The sequence below is a fragment of the Nitratireductor aquibiodomus genome (assembly GCF_900105565.1).
Taxonomy (GTDB): domain Bacteria; phylum Pseudomonadota; class Alphaproteobacteria; order Rhizobiales; family Rhizobiaceae; genus Nitratireductor; species Nitratireductor aquibiodomus.
In genome coordinates, this window is record NZ_FNSL01000002.1 from 29,963 (window position 1) to 49,567 (window position 19,605).

Sequence of the window (19,605 nt, forward strand, 5' to 3'; positions counted from 1 at the left end):
AATTTCGCATATTTGCCGGCCAAATGAACCGCGGGCAGAGTCGCATTGTGCTAAAACCATTGCGCGATGAGAGAGGGAATCACCGCCGTGCCGCGAAAAAGCAAAAAAAAACCGGCAGACGAGCCGACGCTGTCTTCCGCCGACATCAATGTGAAGATGGCCTGGCTTTATCATGTGGAAGGCCTGACGCAGGAAAAGATCGCCAGCCTGCTCAATGTGAGCCGGATGAAGGTGATGCGGGCGCTCGCGGCCAGTGCAGAGAGCCATATGGTGGTGACCACGATCAACGCCGATACGGCCGAGCAGGTGGCGCTGGAGCGCAAGCTGGAAAAGCGCTGGGGCCTGAAAAGCGCCATCGTGGTGCCCGCCCCGGAGGAAGAAGACAATCTCGAGCGGGCAATCGGGCATGCCGTGGCGCGCTATCTCGAAGAGCAGATGAAGCCCGGCATGACGCTGGCGATCGGCGGCGGCGCGACATTGCATTCGAGCCTGAGCTTCATGGCGCAGCGCGAATTGACCGGCTCGACCGTGATCGGTCTCGTGGGCAGCCTGCCACATTCCAAATGGGTCAATCCCTCCATTGTCGCCACAAAGGTGGCGGAGCGCTTCAAAGTGGACAGCTACCAGATCAGCGCGCCGGTGGTGGTGGATGATCCAGACCTGCGCGAGCGCCTGTGGGAACAGCCTTCCCTGCGTGACGTGCGCGAGCGCGCCGCCAGGGCGGATATGGCGCTCCTGACCGTGGGCGCGATCTCACCCGACGCGACGATCTTCCGTCACGGCATCGTGCCGAAAGCGCTGATCGAACCGCTGCGCGACAGGGGCGCGGTGGCCAACATTCTTTGCTATTTCGTGGATGCGGCGGGACAGATGGTCGATCATGAGGTGAACCAGCGGATCATGGCCATCGATCTCGATGTCGTGGCGCGCATTCCGCATGTCATTCTCGCTGCCGGCGGCGAACAGAAGGTTTCCGCAATCCTGGCGGCCCTGCGCACGGTGTCTGCAGCGGCACTCATCACGGATGCCGCTACTGCAAGGATGCTGCTTGAAAAGGCAGATGAAGACCGGCTCTGAAAGCCGGCAGGCGATCAGATCAGGCCGCGCTCACGCATGAAATCATCGAGACCGACATGGGTAATGGTTTCGAACTCGCGCACCGCCTCAACCATTGCGCGGCGCTGGGCCGCCAGCAGCAGAAGCACCTGCCGCATCTCACCGGAAATACCAAAGCGCTGCCAGCGATCCGCCAGATGGCTTGGAAGACCGGCCGCCTCGCAAAATGCCGCGATGTTCCTGTAACCCAGGTCCGTGACAAGCGCCTGCGTCTCCTCCGGCGTCGAGCGCGGCTCGAGCGCGTGGTCATGCAGGCGCTGCGCCAGAAGGCGGATATCGTTCGGCTGCGGCGCGTTGGCCAGAACCTTGTTGATCAGAGACGAAACTCTCGGGGGCTTTTCGCTTTGCATCGCACTCTCCATTCGCGGCGATCATAGGACGAGAGCGGGCGGCGCTCAATCGGAAAGCGCCGCCCGGCGATACCACTTTCAAACAACGCGTTAGGCAAGAAGGCGTGCAAGAGGTTTAACACGCTGGATCACCAGCACATCAAACGCAAGAAGCGCCAGCAGCGTGATGCCCACCAATGGAAACAGCAGCGACACCAGAAGCATCACGGCCACCGCCCCTTTCCACAGGGGAAGGTTGGCCGGTAGCGGTGGAGCGGCGAGCCGCAGCGCGCGCGAGGGCCGGCGCATCCACCACATGACGAGGCCGCTGACCGACAGGAAGATAACGGACAGGCAGAAAACCGTGTTCAGCACAAGGTTCCACAGCCCCATGTCGCCTTCGTGGAAAGCGATACCGACTGCCATCGCCTTGCCTGCCGGCGAATAGTCGGCGAAGCCCACATCAGCGAGAACATTGCCGGTGTACTGGTCGATATGCACCGTCCTGTCGGACGCGGGGTCGGTGGAATCGTTGCTCATGGAATCCTGAGCAAGCGTCCACACGCCCGTATCACCGCGCGGCGTGGCGACGCGGAAGCGCCCCTCATAGCCAAGGCTGCGCCCGAACGCGACGATCTCATCAAGATTGAACGGACCGGGAGCCGGCAGTCCGGCACGGCCTGCATCAGATCCCGACGCAGGAAGCGGCGTCTGCTCCAGCGCCCAGGGCACATCCTTGATCGCTCCATGATTGAGCGAGGCATGCGTCTTGTCGGAAAGAGGCACATTGTCCCATTTCTCCGCCGGAAAGGTGCTCCATGCCTGGACGAATTTTTCTCCCCAGACGCCGGCCCATGAAAGCCCACTGAGGAGAAACACAACGAGAAGCACCGCGACGTAGAGCCCGGTGGTCTTGTGCAGCGACTTCCAGAACGAGCGGCCCCGCGCACCGAGATCGGGGCGAAGCGCCTTGCCAAGCCCTTGCCCGTCACGCGGCCACCACAGATAAAGCCCGGTCACGATCAGGACGATGCCGAAACCGGCGGCTATTTCGATCAACCGGTCACCCAGATCGCCGATCAGCAGCGTTCCGTGAATGTCTGACGCAAAGTCGTACCAGCCGGCCTGACGGCTCCAGATTTGAAGCACCTCGGACGTGTAGGGATCGACAGCAACCATCTTCGCCTCACCCCCGCTGTTCACGCGGAAAACGGCGGAGCGGTCGGCAGCGGTCGGCGCGATATATTCGACCACATGGCCTTCGTGCAGCGCTGTCTGCGCGGCGGAGGCCTGTGCAAGAATGCTGGTTTGTTCACCCTGTGGCGTCACAGCAATCTTTTCGCCGTCCCGACCGTCTATGGCACTCACCCAGAGCATGATCAGCCCGGTAATGGCGAGCATCGCCAGGAAAGGCGCCACGTAGAGACCGGCATAGAAATGCCAGCGCCATGCCGCCAGATAGAGTTTGCGCGTCAGCGTCTTGCCGGTCGCCTCGTGCGTCGGCAGGCCGGGAAGCGCCTGTGTATCGGTATTGCTCATAATCCCCCCTCAGCTCTGCGTTGCCAGACGCTTCAGCTTTTCCAGCATGGAATCGTGCGTCTCGCCATAGGACAGTGTGCCCACGAAGCCGCCTTCGGCATCCATCAGATAGACCGACGCAGAGTGATCGATCGTGTAGTCCCCATCCTCCGTCGGGACTTTTTTGTAATAGACCCGATAGGCTTTGGTGATCGCCTCGATCTGCTCCTCGGTTCCAGCCAACCCCCTGATCCGATCGTCGAAGCTTGATGTGTAGCGGGCAAGGTCCTCGGGTCCGTCCCTTTCCCAATCGACCGAAACGAACGCATAATTCAGCTTATCTGCGTCGGAGCCCAACGCCTCGATCAGGCCTGACAGCTCAAAAAGCGTGGTCGGGCAAACATCCGGGCAGAAGGTAAAACCGAAGAAAATCGCCGTCGGCTTGCCAAGGAAATCAGCCTCGGTGACGGTCTCTCCGCCCTCTCCAGTGAGCGTGAACGCACCGCCTATATCGGCGGTGCCGGTTCCCCCGCCGGCCCTGCCGCCGGGGGTGATGTTCATCGTCGCCACAGCCACGATGGCAAGGACCAGCGCGAGAACCGCGCCGGCCAGGATTGAAAGCGAGCGGCGAGACATCAGCTCTTGCTCTCGCTGTGCATGTGGCTGTGGCCTTCAGGGGCAGGTGCGCCCGGTTTCGCCACAGACATCTCCACCTCGATTGAGCCCGCCTTCTCGAAGGTGAGCGTGACGGAAACCGGCGCTCCCTCGGCAATCGGCTTCTTCAGTTCCATGAACATCACATGCAGGCCGCCCGGTGCGAGATTGACCGTCTCGCCCGCCGGCACCGGGATGCCATCAGGCAGATGACGCATCTTCATGACACCATCGGTCATGTCCATCGTGTGCAGTTCCACGCGGCCCGCAAAAGCGGCCTCGGCGCTGACCAGACGGTCGTCTTCTTCGCCACCATTGACGATGGTAACGAAGCCGCCCGCGGCTTTGGCACCGGGCGGTGTCGCACGGGTCCAGGGCTGGTCGAGCTCCAGTTTGCCGAGCGTGTAATCGCCAGCGAATGCGGGGGCGGCAATGAACAGCATTGCAGCCGTTAGGGTACGGGTCAAAATGCGCATGTCTTGTCTCCATAAGCGCAGATACCGGCCACGGTCACCCGTGGACGTTTTCATGATTCAATGCGTCAGATGGAGAAAACCGGTGGCGCGCGCGCCTCTGCAAGAAAGCCAAGCGCAACAGGATGAAGAACTAGCGCACCGGGCAGGCGCGCAATGGAGAAAGCATCACGGGAGGCACAGTCTAGCCCCGCATGTTCACCCGGCAGGGCCGGCGATACGGCACAGCCTGTCTGGCAGAGCGTGGTGCAGCAGTCATGCGCGCTGCGCGCCGGCGCAGGATCATCGCTTTCGGCAAGGCCAATGCCGCTCGGCGTGCAGATGATGAAACCGGGAATGCCGCCAGTACCTGCCATCGTCCCTTGGGCGAAGGCGGCGGCAAAACCCTGCATGATGAGGAAATAGGCCAGAAGACCGGCAATCAGGCCAGTCGCAAGGCGATCCTTCAGCATGTCACGCATGAGTTTCATGGAAGCTTCGTGACACATTTCGGCAGACGTGTCACTGCGACGAATGCTGCACTCTGGATTGCAGTGGGCGAAAACGCGCGCCCACTGCAAAAGCTGCTTCTCTTAGCGCCGCTTGAGAAGCGGCATGTTCATGGCGTTGGCATATTTCACGCTTTCGGCCAGGAAGGTGTCGTAGCTCTCGCGCACGCGGGCAACGTCCTCGCTCTGGGCGGTCAGTTCATCACGAACCTCTTCCCACGCGCTCTTGAGGCCTTCGGCCACATCGTCCGGGACATCGCGGAAGATGACGCCCTCGGCTTCGAGCGCGGCCATGGCGCGGGCGTTGTGGTAGTCGAACTGGGCCAGCGCCTCCTGGCTGGCCGCGAGGGCCGCCGCCTCACAGATCGCCTGAAGGTCTGGCGAAAGCTCGGCCCATGCGTCCTTGTTGAAGACGATGGCGAGTGCCGCGCTCGGCTCGTTGTAGGCCGGCAGGTAGCAGTTCTTGGTGATCTTCTGCAGGCCGAACGCCTGGTCGAGGAACGGGCCGACCCATTCGGCAGCATCGAGCGCACCGGACTGGAGCGCCTGGAAAATCTCCGGCGGGGGCATCAAAACGGCGTTGACGCCGAGCTTGCGGTACATCTCGCCACCGAGACCGGCAATGCGCATGTTGAGACCCTTGAGGTCGTCCAGCGAATTGATCTCGGATTTGAACCAGCCGGCGCTCTGCGTGTTGGAATTGCCGGAATAGAGCGGCTTCAGGTTGCGCTGGGCGTAAATGTCGTCCCACAGCTCCTGACCGCCGCCATAGCGCAGCCATGCATAATGCTCGGCTGCCGTCATGCCGAAGGGCACCGCGGTGAACCAGTGCAGCGACGGGTTCTTGCCGGCGGCATAATAGGGCGGGTTGTGCCCGACAGGGGCCTTGCCCTGCTGCACGGCATCTTCAACACCGAAGGGCGGAACCAGCTCGCCACCACCGAAAACCTTGAAGGTCAGGCGGCCATCGGACATGGCAGCCACCTTCTCGGCAAAGCCGGTGACATTCGTGCCCACGCCCGGCGCATTCTTGGGAAAGCTGGTGGGCAGGTTCCACTCGATCTTGCCCTGCGCAATGGCCGGGGTGGCGAGCGCCGCAGCCGTGGCACCAGCCCCAGCCGTAAGGAATGTTCTGCGTTTCATGTCGGGTTTCCTCCTGAACAACAACTATCTGAAGAGCATGTCCGGCAGCCATGTAACCACAGCCGGGAATGTGATGAGAAGCGCCAGAGCGACAAGCTGTATGGCCACGAACGGGATCACCGAGCGGTAAATCTCCATCGTCGTGATGCTGCGCGGCGCAACCGAGCGGTAATAGAAAAGTGCAAAGCCAAAGGGGGGCGTCAGAAACGAGGTCTGCAGGTTCATGGCGAGCAGGACGGCAAACCAGACGGGCGAAAAATCCGTTGCCAGAATGGGCGCGCCGAGCAGCGGCACGACGATGTAGATGATCTCCACGGCTTCCAAAATGAAGCCAAGGAAGAAAACCACCACCATGACGAGCGCGAGCGCGCCCCACTTGCCGCCCGGCACCTGCTCCAGAAAACCGGCCACCAGCTCATCGCCGCCAAAACCGCGAAACACCAGAGACAGCATGGAGGCGGCGATGACGATGCCGAACACCATGCCGGAGATGCGCAGCGTATCGATGACGGCGGGAACGAGAACATCCGTACGCATCAGCCGCCAGCCAGAGAAAACGACGCCTGCGGCGATCAGCGCGGCAGCAAGGAGCGCAACGAAGCCGGCCGGAGTGCCTAGCCCGGATGGCGGTACAAACCCGAAAGCGCGCAGGAGCACCAGCACGCCGCCCGCGACAACGGCAGAGAGGATGACGCCCCGCCCCGCCCGGCCAACACCGCCACGCGTGTAACCGGCCAGCAGGATCGTGCCCACGGCACCCAGTCCCGCCGCCTCCGTTGTGGTCGCAACACCGCCGAGAATGGACCCCAGCACTGCCAGAATTAGCAGGAGCGGCGGCAGGAAGACGCCCAGAATACGGCTCAGCGGAACCCGCTTGCGTCCGGTATCGTCAATGGCCGCGTGCGCGCCGCGCAGAGTAAACAGGATATAGATACCATAGAGGCCGACGAGCAGCAGACCCGGCAGAAGTGCGCCGGCAAACAGATCACCCACGGAAACGGCATCAGGCGCGAAGTTTCCGGCCTTCTGCTGCGCCTCCAGATAGGTGTTGCCGATCTGGTCGCCCAGAAGCACGAGCAGGATGGAAGGCGGAATGATCTGGCCCAGCGTGCCGCTGGCACAGATGATGCCGCTCGACACGCGCGGCGAAACACCCGCCTGCAGCATGGCCGGCAGGCTGACGAGGCCGAGCATGACGACAGTCGCGCCGACAATGCCGGTGGACGCCGCAATGAGCGCGCTGAAGAGCAACACGGAAAGGGCAAGGCCGCGTGGCGATGCGCCAAGCATTTCACGCAGCACTTCCAGCATGCGCTCGGCAAGCTGCGACCGCTCCAGCACCACCCCCATCAGAATGAAGAGCGGCACCGACATCAAAAGCGTGTTGCTCATCACGCCCCAGACGCGGCTTGGAAAGAAATCGAGAAAAGACAGATCGAACGCGCCGAAGAGGCTGGCAATGACCGCGACGACGAAGGGCACACCGGCAATGGCGAGCATGGCCGGAATGCCACTCAGAATGCCGGCGAAGAGCCCGACCAGCATCAGGCACAAAAAGAGTTCGGAAAGGGTCATAGGGCCGGCTCGTCTTCGGCGGTGCGTTGTGCGTCCGGCGCGAGCACCATCGCAATACCCTGCAGGATCATCATCGCAGCCCCGAGCGGCAGGGCCGTCTTGACGATGAACAGCCCCGGAAGCCCGCCCGTTTCAACCGAAGCCTCGCGGATGGACCAGGAGTAGGCAAGGTCCGCCCAGTCGGCCCAGATGATCAGCCCGAACACCGGTATGAGAAACAGGAGCACCGCAACCGCATCCGCGATACGCGCGTAGGTGGGTGAAAGATTCTCAGAAAGAACCTCAACGCGCACATGCCCGCCCCTGCGAAGACAGACCGGCACGGAGAAGATCAGAAGCACGGCAAATGTGTAGGAAGCGAAATCCTGCAGCTCGATGAAGCCGATGCCAAAACCATATCGCATCACCACGATGGCAAGCACGCTGGCCGTCAGGGCCAGGCAGGCAATGACACAAAACGCCGTCGCCAGCCGATCCAGCACGGCGCAAAACCTCAAATACAGATGCAAACCCGGCTCCCATGCGAATTCGGGCGCGACGCTATCGCATGCGTGGAGGAAAGGAAACGGCTATTTGGTCGAAACCGGCGCGCAACGAAATCGCTCGCCGGAGATATCCGGCGAGCGCGTGACATGCCAGTGGTTTGAAGCCTGTTATCCGGCTTTGATCGTGGCGGCCAGTCGCGCCGAAGCCTTGTTGAGGGCCGCAAGCTTTGCGTCCTCGGCTCCATCCCTGTAGGCGGCATCGAGCGTGTTGACGATCTCGGTGAAGAGCTCCAGCTCTTCGTCCGCCGCCGTCATGGTGAGCGGCTGATCGTCATAGGCCTCTACAAAGCGCTGGGCGGCATAGGCGATGAGCAGAAGGGCAGCGGCGTTTTCCGGCTCGCTGGTGATGCGGGCATGGGCCTTGACCGCGCAGCCTTCATAGGCGCGAACGCTTCCGCCCTGCTCGTTCAGATCCTTCAAAAACGTATCAAACATGATCCAGGTCCTTTGGGATTTACTGCGGCAGTTCTGAAATGCCGCCATGGTTCGCCGACCATTCGGTTGGCGCATTCAGGAATTTTTCGACCTCAGCGATCGTTTCCGGCGAAAAGCGGTTTTCTTCCTTGCAGACGGCGAGCACATCCCACCAGGTGGCCAGATGATGCAGGCGCATGCCGGCGGCTTCAAGCCGCTTCGGCGTGTCGGGGAAGATATCATAGTAGAAGACAGCGAACGTGTCGGTGACCTGCGCGCCGGTGCGCGCCACGGCTTCGGCGAACTTGATCTTGCTGCCACCGTCGGTGGTCAGATCCTCGACCAGAAGCACACGCGCGCCTTCGTTCAACGCGCCCTCGATCTGCGCATCGCGGCCAAAGCCTTTCGGCTTTTTGCGCACATATTGCATGGGCAATCCCATGCGCTCGGCAAGCCAGGCGGCAAAGGGAATGCCCGCCGTCTCGCCGCCCGCCACGGCGTCGAACTGCTCGAAGCCGACATTGCGGAAAATGATCGATGCCGCGAAATCCATGATCGCGGCGCGAACGCGCGGATAGGAAATCAGCTTGCGGCAATCGATATAGACCGGACTTGCAAGACCAGATGTGAAGGTGAACGGCTGCTCGGCGCGAAAATGCACCGCCTCGATCTCCAGAAGCATGCGGGCGACCATCTGCGAAATGGCAGTCTGATCGGGAAAGGTGTTGGAGAACATATCGTGGTCCTGTTCGTTGATCGGGCCTTTTCGCTAACAGCTATCTCCTGCCTGAGCCAGCCCGGCAATGCAGGGATTCGCGTGCGGGAGAAACCACACGCCTACTCCGCCCTCGCAAGAAAGGCGGAAAGGATGTCCACACCGGCAAGGAAATCGTCGATCTCCATCGCTTCCTGAGGATTGTGCGAGCCGTTGCGATTGCGCACGAACACCATGGCGGAAGGAACGCCGGCGGCGGCAAACACGGCTGCGTCGTGCCCGCCGCCGCTCGGCATGACGAAAGGCTCCTGTCCGACCTGGCGCATGGCCTCTTCGAGGCCTGCGACGAGCCCCTTGTCGCACAGCGCCGGTTCGACACGAAGCTCTTCGCCAAGCTCGAACCGCACCCGCCGGTCGCGTTCGATCTCCTTTATCTCGCTCTTCAAGAGCGCGCGCATGTCGTCCAGCGTTTCCGGCTTCTGGCTGCGCATGTCGAGGCTGAAGGACACGCTGTCGGGAATGCGCGACATGGCGTGTTTTTCCGGATCGGTCGCCACGATGCCGCTTGTGAGCACCAGATCGTCGCCCTTGTTGAGGATCGTCGTCCAGCTCTCGTCGAGCCGCACCAGAAGATCGGCCATCGCCAGAACGGGATCGCGCCGGTAGGCTTTGGGCACCGCGCCGGAATGGCCGGCTTCGCCGTGGCAGGTGATCGAGCGGTAGCGGATATTGCCGCGAATACCCGAGACAGCGGCTGCCGGAATGTTCTTGCCGATCAGCAATGGTCCCTGCTCGATGTGGAGTTCCAGATAGGCCTCGATGCGGTTCACATCCATCAGCGGCTTGCCCGCGCGAATGTCTTCGACCGGCAGGCCGATATCGGCCATATGCGCTTCCAGCGTGCGGCCATCGCCCTTGTGCCGCGCTTCGATCTCGGGCTTTGCGAGCGTGCCTGTCAGCGCTTTGGAGCCGATATAGCACGGGCCGAACCACGCGCTTTCCTCGCCCCGCATGGCGAGCACATGCACCGGTTTAGCAAAACGGCGGCCCTCGCGCCGGGCGCGGATCAGGCAGATGAGCCCCGCGACAACACCGGCCAGCCCGTCGAAATTGCCGCCGAAAGGCACGCTGTCCACATGCGAGCCGACGACGACGAAACGTTCGGCATCGCGATCCTCCGGAAGCGAGAAAAGCGCGTTACAGCCTGCATCGTACCAGACCGCCAGCCCCTCGGCCTTCGCCACATCCTCCAGATATTTCAGCGTCCGCGTCTCGATCTCGGAAAAGGCCGGACGACTGACGCCTTCCACATCCGGCGACAGGCGCGCAACATCATCGAACAGCCGCGCAGCCAGCGCGTGATCCTGCGCCCGGACATCGGCAAAAGGAGCGGGTTGCGCGTTCATGGCGCCGCTTCCATGAAGACGACGGCCTCGTCCTGTTCGCCGTCGATCACCGTGCCGATCAAGTCTTTCACCGAGGAAAGCCCCTGATTGGCGAGCCAGTCTTCCAGGCCATCGATCAGCGACAGCATGATCGTCGGATGAATGAAGGTGGCCGTTCCCACCTGAACAGCGCTCGCCCCGGCGATCAGATATTCGATCACGTCTTCAACGGTGGAAATGCCGCCGCAGCCGATGACGGGAATGCCGGTCGCCCGCGCACACTGATAGGCCATGCGCAGCGCAATGGGCTTCAGGCTGGGGCCCGACAGGCCACCCATGAGATTGCCGAGCTTGGGCCGACGTGTGTTGATGTCGATGGCCATGGACAGGATGGTGTTGGCCACCACCAGCGCATCGGCGCCACCTTCTTCCGCGGCGCGCGCTACTTCCGAGGTCTCGCCCGTATTGGGGGTGAGCTTCGCCCACAACGGCAACTCGGTCGCCGCGCGCAGCTTGCGCATCACGTCATGGGTGGAGGATGGGCGGATGGCGAACGCCTTGCCGTCTTCCTCGATGTTCGGGCACGAGATGTTCACTTCGATGGCCGCGACGCCGGGAACGCTCACCTCGGAACACAGGGTTGCAAATTCATCCGCCGTGTTGCCGGAAATGGAGACCACAAGCGGCGTCTCGTAATGCGCGTAGAACGGAACGACCTTTTCGATGAAGGCACCGACGCCCTTGCTCGGAATGCCGATGGAGTTGAGCATCGATCCGTTCACCTCGCAGACGCGCGGCGTCGGGTTGCCGTCGCGCCAGCCACGGGTGATGGTCTTCGTCACATGCGCGCCAAGCCGGTCGAGATCAAACACCTCCGCCAGATCCTCGGAGAAGGTGCCGGATGCCGGCATGATCGGGTTCTTGAGCTTGAGCCCGGAAATATCGACCGAAAGATCTACCATGCAATCGCCTCCATCATGTCGAAGACGGGGCCTTCGCGACATACTCTCAGATGCACCTGCCGGTCGCCGCGATTGAACGGGCGCACGCAGCAATGGCACATGCCGATGCCGCAGGCCATCTGCTGTTCCAGCGCGATCTGGCCGGGAATGCCGCGGCGTTCGCCGATGATCTGCAACAGCCTGAGCATGCGGTTGGACCCGCAGGTGTAGAATGCGTCGGCGCGCCCGTCCGCGATCAACCCCTCGATAACCTTTTCGAGATTGTCCAGATCGGACGTGCCTTCCGCATCGGTCAGGGTTATGACGTCTGCGCCCAGCGACGCGAAATAATCCGTCGACATCAGATAATCGGGATGGCGCGCGCTACAGATGGCCGTGAGCTTGCGGCCAAGCCGGTTGGCCTCCAGCGCCAGCGGTGCAAGCGTGGCAAGCCCGACGCCGCGCGCCACCAGAACGAGGTTCTGCCAGTCGTCGGCGATGGTGAAGGGCTCGCCGAGTGGCCCCAGCACATTGAGCCTGTCGCCCAGCGCCAGCGTTGCCAGCGCGCGGGTGCCAGCTCCCGTCACCTTGTAGAGGAAATGCAGCTCTCCCCGATCGGGATAGAAGCCGTAAATGCTCATCGGGCGGCGCAGATATGGCGTCTCACCACCCGCCTGCGGGCACAGGAGATGAAAGAACTGCCCTGCACGGCAACGCTTCAATATGTCGTGTGGCGCTGCAAGAACCAGAAGACGGTATTCGCCATTGACCGGTTCATTGCTCTTGACCGAGAGTGGCAGCTCGAAAGCCTTGATTGACGGCACGTCGTCCATCGTTTCAATCCTTTCTGGCATTCCCGTCAGCCGAACACGAGGTTGGGCAGGAAGGTGGAAATGTCCGGCACATAGGTGATGATCGCCAGCACGATGAGGTTCGCGATGATGAAGGGCCAGAGGCCCGAAATGATCGTCAGAACCGGCTTCGAGAGCGTCGAGGACGCCACGAAGATGTCGAGCCCGAAGGGCGGCGTTATCATGCCTATGGAGATGTTAAGCGTGACGATCATGCCGAAATGGACGGGATCAATGCCGAGCGCCAGAGCCACCGGATAAAGCGGCGGAACGAGGATCAGCAGCGCTGAATTCGGGTCGATGAACATGCCCGCGATCAGGAAGCTGACATTGACGATCAGCAGAAACATGATCGGCCCGGCATGGATCGCTTCAAGAAAAGCGGTGATGGCCGAAGGCACCTGCGCCAGCGTGATGAAATAGGAAAGAAGCCCGCCCATCGCCAGCAGAATGAAGATGATCGCGGTGGAGATCGCAGCACGCTCGGTGACGGCGAAAAGCTTGCGCAGCGTCAGTTCGCGGAAGATCACCCCTTCCACAAAGATTGCGTAGACGACACTGACAGCCGCCGCCTCGGTCGGCGTGAAATAGCCACTGTAGATGCCACCAAGAATGATGATCGGCATGCCGAGCGCCCAGCCGGCGTCGCGTATTGCGAGAACGCGCTCCTTCCAGCTTGTGCGCGGCCCGCGCTCGACGCCGGAGCGCCGCGCTTCGAGAGCCGCCATGATGGCGAAGGCGAGACCAAGCACCAGCCCCACGGCAAGACCACCGACAAAGAGCTTGGCAACGGAGGTGCCCGTCATCCAGCCATAGATGATGAAAGTGATGGACGGCGGAATGAGCAGCGCCGTCTCGGCGCTGGAAACGATCAGGCCGAGCGAGAATTTGTCGCTGAAACCGGCCTTGCGCATTTCCGGATAGACCATGCGCGCCATAGCCGCGACCGTGGCCGGAGCTGACCCGGAAACCGAGCCGAACGCCATGGAACCGCCGATTGTGGTGTAGCCCATGCCGCCACGCAAATGACCGACGAGCACCTTGACCAGACCTGTAAGGCGGCGCGCGATCTGCCCTTCGCCCATCAGCTCGGCAGCGAGAATGAAGAAGGGGATGGCCAGAAGCGTCGTGTGGTTGATGCCGCCGAGAACCTTCTGGATCACCACCGGATCGGGGAGGTTTCCATAGAAGAATTCCTTAATCATGAGCGCCGGCACGCCCAGCACGAGAAACATCTCGAAACCGAGAACCAGCAGCAGGACCGCGACGATGATGACGAGTGCGAAAAGGATCATTGTTCCTCCGACGCCTGTCCGGCAAAACGATCGATGCGGCCGAAGAAGCTGAGCGCGAAGCGCAGCGCCATGAGCGCAAAACCGATGGTGGGCGCGAGATAGATCCAGAAGACCGGGATGTTCAGCGTCGGGCTTTTCTGGCCCATGCCGTAAACGAAGGCGGTCATCTGGTAGCCGAGCCAGACGAGATAGATGCAGAACACGAAGCCGACCGCGTCGACGATCTTTCTGAGCGGCAGGCCCGTAGCCCGCGCGATGCGGTCGCGCCAGGTGTGAACGCCGGCGTGACGCCCCTTCTCAAGGGCAAGACCGACCGTGAGAAAGACGAGGAAAAGGCTCATCAGCCGCACGGCTTCCTCGACCCAGGCGAACTCGGAGGCGAACGTGCCGCCAACCTGCCGCGCCAGCACATTGGCGAAGTAGAGCGCGACCATGACAAGGAAGATGGAGACCGCTGCGGCGCGCTCGGCTGTTCTGATGATGGCAAGTGCTTTCAAGGTCTCATTCCTTGGAAAAAGGGAACCGTTGCCGGGCTCACGGTGGAGCCCGGCATATGAAAGTCAATGCTTCGGTTTGGTTAGAGGCTCGCGCTTACTGCGCGGTGGCCGCCTCGTACTCTTTCTCATAGACGGCGATCAGGTTTTCGCCCTCTTCGCCGGCGCGCTCTACATAGGCGTCGCGGCCAGCCGGATACATCTTGTCGCGGAACGCGGCCTTCTCGTCGTCGCTCATCTCGCGAATGTCGATGCCCGAAGCCTTGATCTCCTCAAGCGCTGCGGCAACGGCCTCGGCCTTGTGGGCGATCAGGTCCGGAATGACCTCGTTGAACGTGTCGACGATGGTTTTCTGGTGCTCCTCAGGCAGGCTTGCCCACCAGGCCGGATTGAACAGGATCACGTCTTCCATCGCGCCATGATCGGAAAGCACGAGGTGCTTCTGCACTTCGTAGAACTTCATGCGCTGGATCGTGTCGAGCGGGTTTTCCTCGCCATCGACAACGCCGGTCTGAAGCGCGGTGTAAAGCTCGCCGAACGGCAGCGCGATGGCCGATGCGCCAAGCGAGTTGAACTGCTCGATCAGGATGTTGGAATCCATCACGCGGAACTTCTGGCCGGCAAAGTCGTCAAGGCTTGCGAGCGGCTTGGAAGAGGTGAAGTTCTTCTTGCCGTTCGGCCACAGACCGATGCAGGTCACGCCGCGCGAATTGAAGGAATCGCAGAGCGCCTCACCGAATGCACCGCCGCGGATCTTCTGTGCGGTCTCGTCATTGTCGGGAAGCAGGAAGGGGATGTCCATAATGGAGACGGCAGGGTTGAAGCCGCCAAGGAAGGCAGCCGGAGCAACCGTTGCCTCTAGCGTGCCAAGCTGGACACCCTCGGTCATTTCGCGCTGCTGGCCGAGCTGGCCCTGCGGGAAGAGCTGAAACTCAACCGCACCGTCGGTGCGCTCATTGACCAGCTTGGCCACCTTCTCAAGATGAACGTGACGCGACTGCTGCGCCGATTCTAGGTGACCGATCTTGGCCACGAAATCCGCCGCCCAGACGCCTGTCGCGAATGCCGCGCCAGCCACGCCCATCACGGTCGTTGCAGCCAGTTTACGAATGAGATGTTTCATTGTTCCGCCTCCATTGCATTTTTGAAAACGCAGACTACGAGCCCCGAAAAAGCCTGTCAACGAAATTCTCAAAATTGAGACGAACTGTATTTTTGTCCAATTTATGAGCTTTCAACGCTTATTTGAGCATCTTCGTTGACAAGCCGATACAGGGCACCCGATAACGGAAGGAACGGGAACTTGCGAGAAAAAAGCGTGTCACAGGGCGACTTGATCAGATTCAGCGACATCGGTGCCCGGCTGCGCGCGTATCGTCTCGGCAAGGGGCTTGCTCCCGATGAACTGGCAGAAAAGCTCGGCATCTCGCGTGCCGCGCTTTATCGCGCGGAAAAAGGCGAAATTCGGAAGATCGAGATGCTCACCAGCATCGCCGATGTGCTGGGCGTTTCGCTGCCAAGCCTGATGGGCGTCGGCGTGGAGTATGTGTCAAGCGCCATCGCCTTTTTCGAGCGCATGCGGCAACTCGAAGACGACTGCCAGCAGGTGATCGGCCTGTTCAGTCCTGTCTCCTATCTTCTCACCTCGGATGCTTATGACGACGCGCTGCAGGAAGTGCTGCGCGAATCCGTGCCGCCGGAAATCGACCCCGAAGGCAGCGCCGGAGAGGTGGTGGATGCACTGATCGACATCCTGCGTGCGCGCAAGAAAGCGTTTCGCCTCCGCCGGCCACTGATCGTGAGCCTGATCGCCTCGTCCGATCTCGAAGGGTTCCTGTTGCACGGTCTGATCGGCCGGCATGACCTGCCGCCAGACGTGGTGAACAAACGCCGCCTCCAAGCCCGACGTGAAGCCGAATACATCCTCTCCATGCTGCGCGAACAGCCCATCGGCATCCAGATCGGCATCGTGCGCGAGCCCGTCCCGGCTACGAGTTTCCAGATATTCCGCCAACAGGACCGTTCGGTTCTGGCGATCAGCCCGTTCCGGCTCGGCGAACAGCCGAACATTCGCGTTGGCGTGGCGCTCATCACCTCCGCTCCCGAAGCGATGAAACTGCATGAAGACATCGCCGAAGGTCTCTGGGGCGATGCGCTCAAGGGCGATGAAGCGGCGAGCTACCTCGAAACCATGATCGAGAAATACGCCATCCCAGCCGAAGCCTGAAGCCTCTCTTCCGGTTCCGCGCCTCCAGTCAACGCACTGTCGTGCAGCCGCAACAAATCTGTCAGTTGCCCGACACAGAGCAATGATACCCGCTGCTCATCGGCCACCCGGCCCATGAATCAAGACCCAACACAAAAGCGGGACAGTCATGCTGAAATTCATCGTCATGAGCGACATCCATCTTTCACCCGAGGGTGTCGCCACAAACGGCCTGGACACGACCAGGCGCCTTCAGGCGGCAATCGACAGCGCCAACACCAACCATGGCGACGCAGATTTCTGCATCTTTGCCGGCGACCTTGCCGACCGTGGTGAAGTGCCCGCCTATGAGATCCTTGACCGGTTGATCGACCAGCTCAACATGCCCGTCGTTCTCACGCTCGGCAATCACGATCACCGCGATCGCTTCAAGCAGGTCTTCGGCACCCTGCACGACGACGAGAACGGCCATATCCAGAAGGCCATCGATGTGAAGGGCTATCGCGTCATCGTCATCGATTCCTCCGAGCCGGAGATTGTCAGCGGCGTTCTGTGCGAAACGCGGTTGTCATGGCTCGCTGCACGCCTCGAAGAGGCGAAGGACCAGCCCGTCATCATCGTCATGCATCACCATGCAAACGATCTCCACATGCCCGTGGACCAGATCAAGCTGCAGGAATCAGACCGCTTCCGCGATGTTCTGAAGACGCACCCCGACATTCGTCAGGTTATCGCCGGCCATGTGCACCGCCAGACAACGGGCCTGTGGCACGGCATCCCGCTGACCACGATTTCGGGCAACCACTACGATGTCAACGCGCACCTGCCAGGCATGCCCGGCCAGCCGCTGCGGCTCGATGGCCCCGCTCAGTACGCCGTGGTTCTGGCTGACGAGCACAGCACGCTCGTGCATTTCCATGACTACATTCACCGCCACGCGGAAATGGCCGACGGCCTGTTCGGCAAACGGCGCAGGCACGCCGACGACGGTGCTGAGCGCGAAAAAGTGGCCGGCTAAAGAAGTCGATCCACAGCTTTCAAATAACTTTCATTTTGCGGTCACCCGACTGTCAAGGCGCACCGATAGCCAAGGCGCGACCGGTGCTGAAGCCGGCGACCGCTCCTTTCCCATCTGAGAGAACCAAGATGCAGAAAACCCTCATCGCAAGCACATTCGCGCTTCTGGCGCTGACAACGTCAGCCATGGCCGAGAAGGTGAAATTCGAATACTGGTATGGCCTGACAGGCCAGTTGGGCGACCAGGTCCAGGCCACCTGCGACCGTTTCAACGCCTCCCAGGACAAATACGAAATTTCCTGCGTCAGCCAGGGCGACTATGCCACGGCTCTACAGAACACCATCGCCGCTTTCCGCGCCAAGAAGCATCCGACCATCGTGCAGGGCGTCGAGGTCTCGGCACCTGACCTGATGCTCTCCGGGCAGGTTTATCCGGCTTACAAGCTGATGGAAGACCACGGCTTTGACATCAACTGGGATTCCTACTTTCCCGGCATCGCCAACTATTATGCGGATTCGCAGGGCCGCCTCTGGTCCATGCCGTTCAATTCCTCGACGGCGATGATGTACTGGAATGTAGACGCATACAAATCCATCGGCCGCGACGAAGCGCCGAAGACCTGGGAAGAATATGAGCAGGTTCTCCGCGAGCTCAAGGAAGCCGGCAACGCCTGCCCCGCTGGCTACGCGCCGTCTTCCTGGGTCGATCTCGAACAGTTTTCCATGGTCCATGGCGAGCCGATCGCCACGAAGAACAATGGCTATGACGGCCTTGACGCCGAAATCGTGTTCAACACCACGCTTCATGCCAAGCACATGAAAGACATCAAGCGCTGGATCGATGAGGGCCTTCTTCTCATCAAGACACGCGAAACCGGCCTTTCCACGCGTGATGCCTTTGCAGCGGGCGAGTGCGCGCACTACTTCGGTTCCATCGCAAGCCACCAGGCCGTCACCGAGCAGGTCGGCGAGGGTTTCCTCTGGGACGTTGCCATGTTGCCAGTCTACGAGGGCACGGAGCGCAAGAACTCGGTCGTGGGCGGTGCATCGCTCTGGACGCTCTCGGGCAAGACCGACGAACAGTATCGCGGCGCTGCCGAGTATTTCCAATTCCTCGCCAAGCCCGAATCTGCAGAGTTCTGGAGCACCGTTACCGGTTACATTCCGGTGACCGATGAAGGCTTCGACTATCTGGTCAAAAAAGGCTTCTACGACGAACGCCCCTACAAGGGCCGCGAGAAAGCCATCGAATCGCTCACCTACTCGCCGGTCACCCCGCTGACCCGTGGCATCCGTCTCGGCAATTTCGTGCAGATTCGCGCCGAGTGGACCTCGCAGATGCAGGCAGTCCTGAGCGGACAGAAGACCCCGCAGGAAGCACTGGACGACGCAGCCAAGCGTTCCAACACGATCCTGCGCAAGTTCGAGCGTACCTACAACGGCAAGACGCTTCCCTGAGGCAGGCCAGAAACAGCGCGCCGCGGCTCATCCAGGCCGTGGCGCGTTCCATTTGAGCCCGACCTCCAGCGACCTTCGCAACCCCCGGAACGTCCATGCAAAAGCGCGCTTATTTCAAAGCCAACTGGCTGGCCTATCTCTTCATCGCCCCCCAGTTGTTGATCATCTTCGTGTTCTTCTACTGGCCGGCATCCCAGGCCATGTATTGGGCTTTCACCCTTGAACAACCCTTCGGCGGCGGCAATCAGTGGGTCGGGCTCGACAACTTCAAGGCGGTTTTCTCCGACGAGACCTACTGGGCCTCGATCTGGCGCAGCATCGTCTTTGCCGTGCTTTCGACCGGGCTTGCCATGTCTCTGGCGCTGGTACTGGCGCTCTTTGCCGACCGGCAGTTACGCGGTTATCGCTTCTTTCGCGTCGGCATGATCTGGCCCTATGCCATCGCGGCACCAGCCGCCGCGCTCGCGTTCCGCTTTCTTTTTAATCCGCAGTCGGGCGTCTTCGCCTATCTGAACACGCTTTCCCCCGGCCTCTGGAACCCGGCGCTTTCCGGCGTCGATGCCATGACCGCGATCATCATCACTCAGGCGTGGAAACAGGTCTCCTATTCCTTCATCTTCTTTCTCGCCGGCCTCCAGTCCATTCCGCGCTCGCTGATCGAGGCAGGCTCCATGGACGGCGCGCGCGTGATGCGCCGCATGGTCGATCTGCAGCTTCCGCTGCTCGCGCCGAACATCTTCTTCCTGCTGGTCATCAACATGACGGATTCCTTCACGGACTCCTTCGGCATCGTCGACATTCTGACCGAAGGCGGTCCGGCCCGCGCCACCGAGCTCATGGTCTACAAGATCTATGTGGATGGCTTTCAGGGGCTCGATTACTCCGGTGCCGCTGCGCAATCACTGGTTCTCATGGGGCTCGTCATCCTCATGACCTTCTTCCAGTTCCGCTTCATCGAACGCCGCGTGCACTACACGTGAGGAGCCAG

General features: G+C 61.1%; 21 protein-coding genes. 5 read left to right on the forward strand and 16 right to left on the reverse strand.

The features are described from left to right. Positions 1–66 precede the first annotated feature (66 nt). A complete protein-coding gene (locus tag BLW55_RS19285) occupies positions 67–1,077 on the forward strand; it encodes a sugar-binding transcriptional regulator (protein WP_090330076.1) in 1,011 nt (336 codons plus the stop codon). Between the two features lie 14 nt (positions 1,078–1,091). Here the strand turns inward: BLW55_RS19285 and BLW55_RS19290 are convergent, their stop codons facing one another. The 16 genes from BLW55_RS19290 to BLW55_RS19365 form a co-directional block, all read right to left on the reverse strand. Beyond that, positions 1,092–1,466: a hypothetical protein gene (locus BLW55_RS19290; protein WP_007010766.1), complete on the reverse strand. Its 375-nt coding sequence runs from the start codon at positions 1,464–1,466 to the stop codon at positions 1,092–1,094. Between the two features lie 90 nt (positions 1,467–1,556). Beyond that, positions 1,557–2,984 carry a PepSY-associated TM helix domain-containing protein gene (locus BLW55_RS19295; protein ID WP_090330077.1) on the reverse strand — a complete coding sequence of 476 codons (1,428 nt, stop codon included), beginning with the start codon at positions 2,982–2,984 and terminating at the stop codon, positions 1,557–1,559. A 9-nt stretch (positions 2,985–2,993) separates the two neighbouring features. Next, complete coding sequence (locus BLW55_RS19300; protein WP_090330078.1) at positions 2,994–3,599, reverse strand: SCO family protein; 606 nt, start codon at positions 3,597–3,599, stop codon at positions 2,994–2,996. After that, the gene (locus BLW55_RS19305; RefSeq protein ID WP_090330079.1) at positions 3,599–4,093 is read right to left on the reverse strand and encodes a copper chaperone PCu(A)C; all 495 of its coding nucleotides are present in this window, start codon (positions 4,091–4,093) and stop codon (positions 3,599–3,601) included. Before BLW55_RS19305 ends, BLW55_RS19300 begins: the two co-directional genes overlap by 1 nt. Before the next feature lie 65 nt (positions 4,094–4,158). Beyond that, a complete protein-coding gene (locus tag BLW55_RS19310; protein WP_143038471.1) occupies positions 4,159–4,560 on the reverse strand; it encodes a hypothetical protein in 402 nt (133 codons plus the stop codon). Positions 4,561–4,662: 102 nt separating this feature from the next. Continuing rightward, the gene (locus BLW55_RS19315; protein ID WP_090330081.1) at positions 4,663–5,721 is read right to left on the reverse strand and encodes a TRAP transporter substrate-binding protein; all 1,059 of its coding nucleotides are present in this window, start codon (positions 5,719–5,721) and stop codon (positions 4,663–4,665) included. A gap of 24 nt (positions 5,722–5,745) precedes the next feature. Next, entirely contained in the window at positions 5,746–7,296 is a 1,551-nt protein-coding gene (locus BLW55_RS19320) for a TRAP transporter large permease (RefSeq protein WP_090330082.1), read from the reverse strand. After that, positions 7,293–7,778 carry a TRAP transporter small permease subunit gene (locus tag BLW55_RS19325; protein WP_007010760.1) on the reverse strand — a complete coding sequence of 162 codons (486 nt, stop codon included), beginning with the start codon at positions 7,776–7,778 and terminating at the stop codon, positions 7,293–7,295. Before BLW55_RS19325 ends, BLW55_RS19320 begins: the two co-directional genes overlap by 4 nt. Positions 7,779–7,949: 171 nt before the next feature. Continuing rightward, positions 7,950–8,276 (reverse strand): hypothetical protein, encoded by a 327-nt coding sequence (locus tag BLW55_RS19330; RefSeq protein WP_007010759.1) that lies wholly within the window; start codon positions 8,274–8,276, stop codon positions 7,950–7,952. Positions 8,277–8,295: 19 nt separating this feature from the next. Next, positions 8,296–8,991 (reverse strand): orotate phosphoribosyltransferase, encoded by a 696-nt coding sequence (locus BLW55_RS19335; protein ID WP_025029353.1) that lies wholly within the window; start codon positions 8,989–8,991, stop codon positions 8,296–8,298. Positions 8,992–9,092: 101 nt separating this feature from the next. Then, positions 9,093–10,376 carry a Zn-dependent hydrolase gene (locus BLW55_RS19340; protein WP_090330083.1) on the reverse strand — a complete coding sequence of 428 codons (1,284 nt, stop codon included), beginning with the start codon at positions 10,374–10,376 and terminating at the stop codon, positions 9,093–9,095. Beyond that, positions 10,373–11,317: a dihydroorotate dehydrogenase gene (locus BLW55_RS19345; RefSeq protein WP_090330084.1), complete on the reverse strand. Its 945-nt coding sequence runs from the start codon at positions 11,315–11,317 to the stop codon at positions 10,373–10,375. The genes BLW55_RS19340 and BLW55_RS19345 overlap by 4 nt, the downstream gene beginning before the upstream one ends. Then, complete coding sequence (locus tag BLW55_RS19350; RefSeq protein WP_090330085.1) at positions 11,311–12,129, reverse strand: dihydroorotate dehydrogenase electron transfer subunit; 819 nt, start codon at positions 12,127–12,129, stop codon at positions 11,311–11,313. The genes BLW55_RS19345 and BLW55_RS19350 overlap by 7 nt, the downstream gene beginning before the upstream one ends. 26 nt (positions 12,130–12,155) lie before the next feature. Next, positions 12,156–13,442 (reverse strand): TRAP transporter large permease, encoded by a 1,287-nt coding sequence (locus BLW55_RS19355; RefSeq protein ID WP_090330086.1) that lies wholly within the window; start codon positions 13,440–13,442, stop codon positions 12,156–12,158. Continuing rightward, positions 13,439–13,939 (reverse strand): TRAP transporter small permease, encoded by a 501-nt coding sequence (locus tag BLW55_RS19360; RefSeq protein WP_090330087.1) that lies wholly within the window; start codon positions 13,937–13,939, stop codon positions 13,439–13,441. Before BLW55_RS19360 ends, BLW55_RS19355 begins: the two co-directional genes overlap by 4 nt. Positions 13,940–14,033: 94 nt before the next feature. Next, on the reverse strand, positions 14,034–15,059 hold the full coding sequence (locus BLW55_RS19365; protein WP_007010752.1) for a TRAP transporter substrate-binding protein: 1,026 nt from the start codon (positions 15,057–15,059) through the stop codon (positions 14,034–14,036). Between the two features lie 210 nt (positions 15,060–15,269). Here BLW55_RS19365 and BLW55_RS19370 point away from each other — a divergent pair, with 210 nt between their 5' ends. From BLW55_RS19370 to BLW55_RS19385, 4 genes are all read left to right on the forward strand, one after another. After that, complete coding sequence (locus tag BLW55_RS19370; RefSeq protein ID WP_025029359.1) at positions 15,270–16,163, forward strand: helix-turn-helix domain-containing protein; 894 nt, start codon at positions 15,270–15,272, stop codon at positions 16,161–16,163. Between the two features lie 148 nt (positions 16,164–16,311). Next, positions 16,312–17,160 carry a metallophosphoesterase gene (locus tag BLW55_RS19375; protein ID WP_025029360.1) on the forward strand — a complete coding sequence of 283 codons (849 nt, stop codon included), beginning with the start codon at positions 16,312–16,314 and terminating at the stop codon, positions 17,158–17,160. A gap of 128 nt (positions 17,161–17,288) precedes the next feature. Then, complete coding sequence (locus tag BLW55_RS19380) at positions 17,289–18,617, forward strand: extracellular solute-binding protein (protein ID WP_090330088.1); 1,329 nt, start codon at positions 17,289–17,291, stop codon at positions 18,615–18,617. 95 nt (positions 18,618–18,712) lie between these two features. Continuing rightward, complete coding sequence (locus BLW55_RS19385; protein ID WP_090330089.1) at positions 18,713–19,597, forward strand: ABC transporter permease subunit; 885 nt, start codon at positions 18,713–18,715, stop codon at positions 19,595–19,597. Positions 19,598–19,605 lie beyond the last annotated feature (8 nt).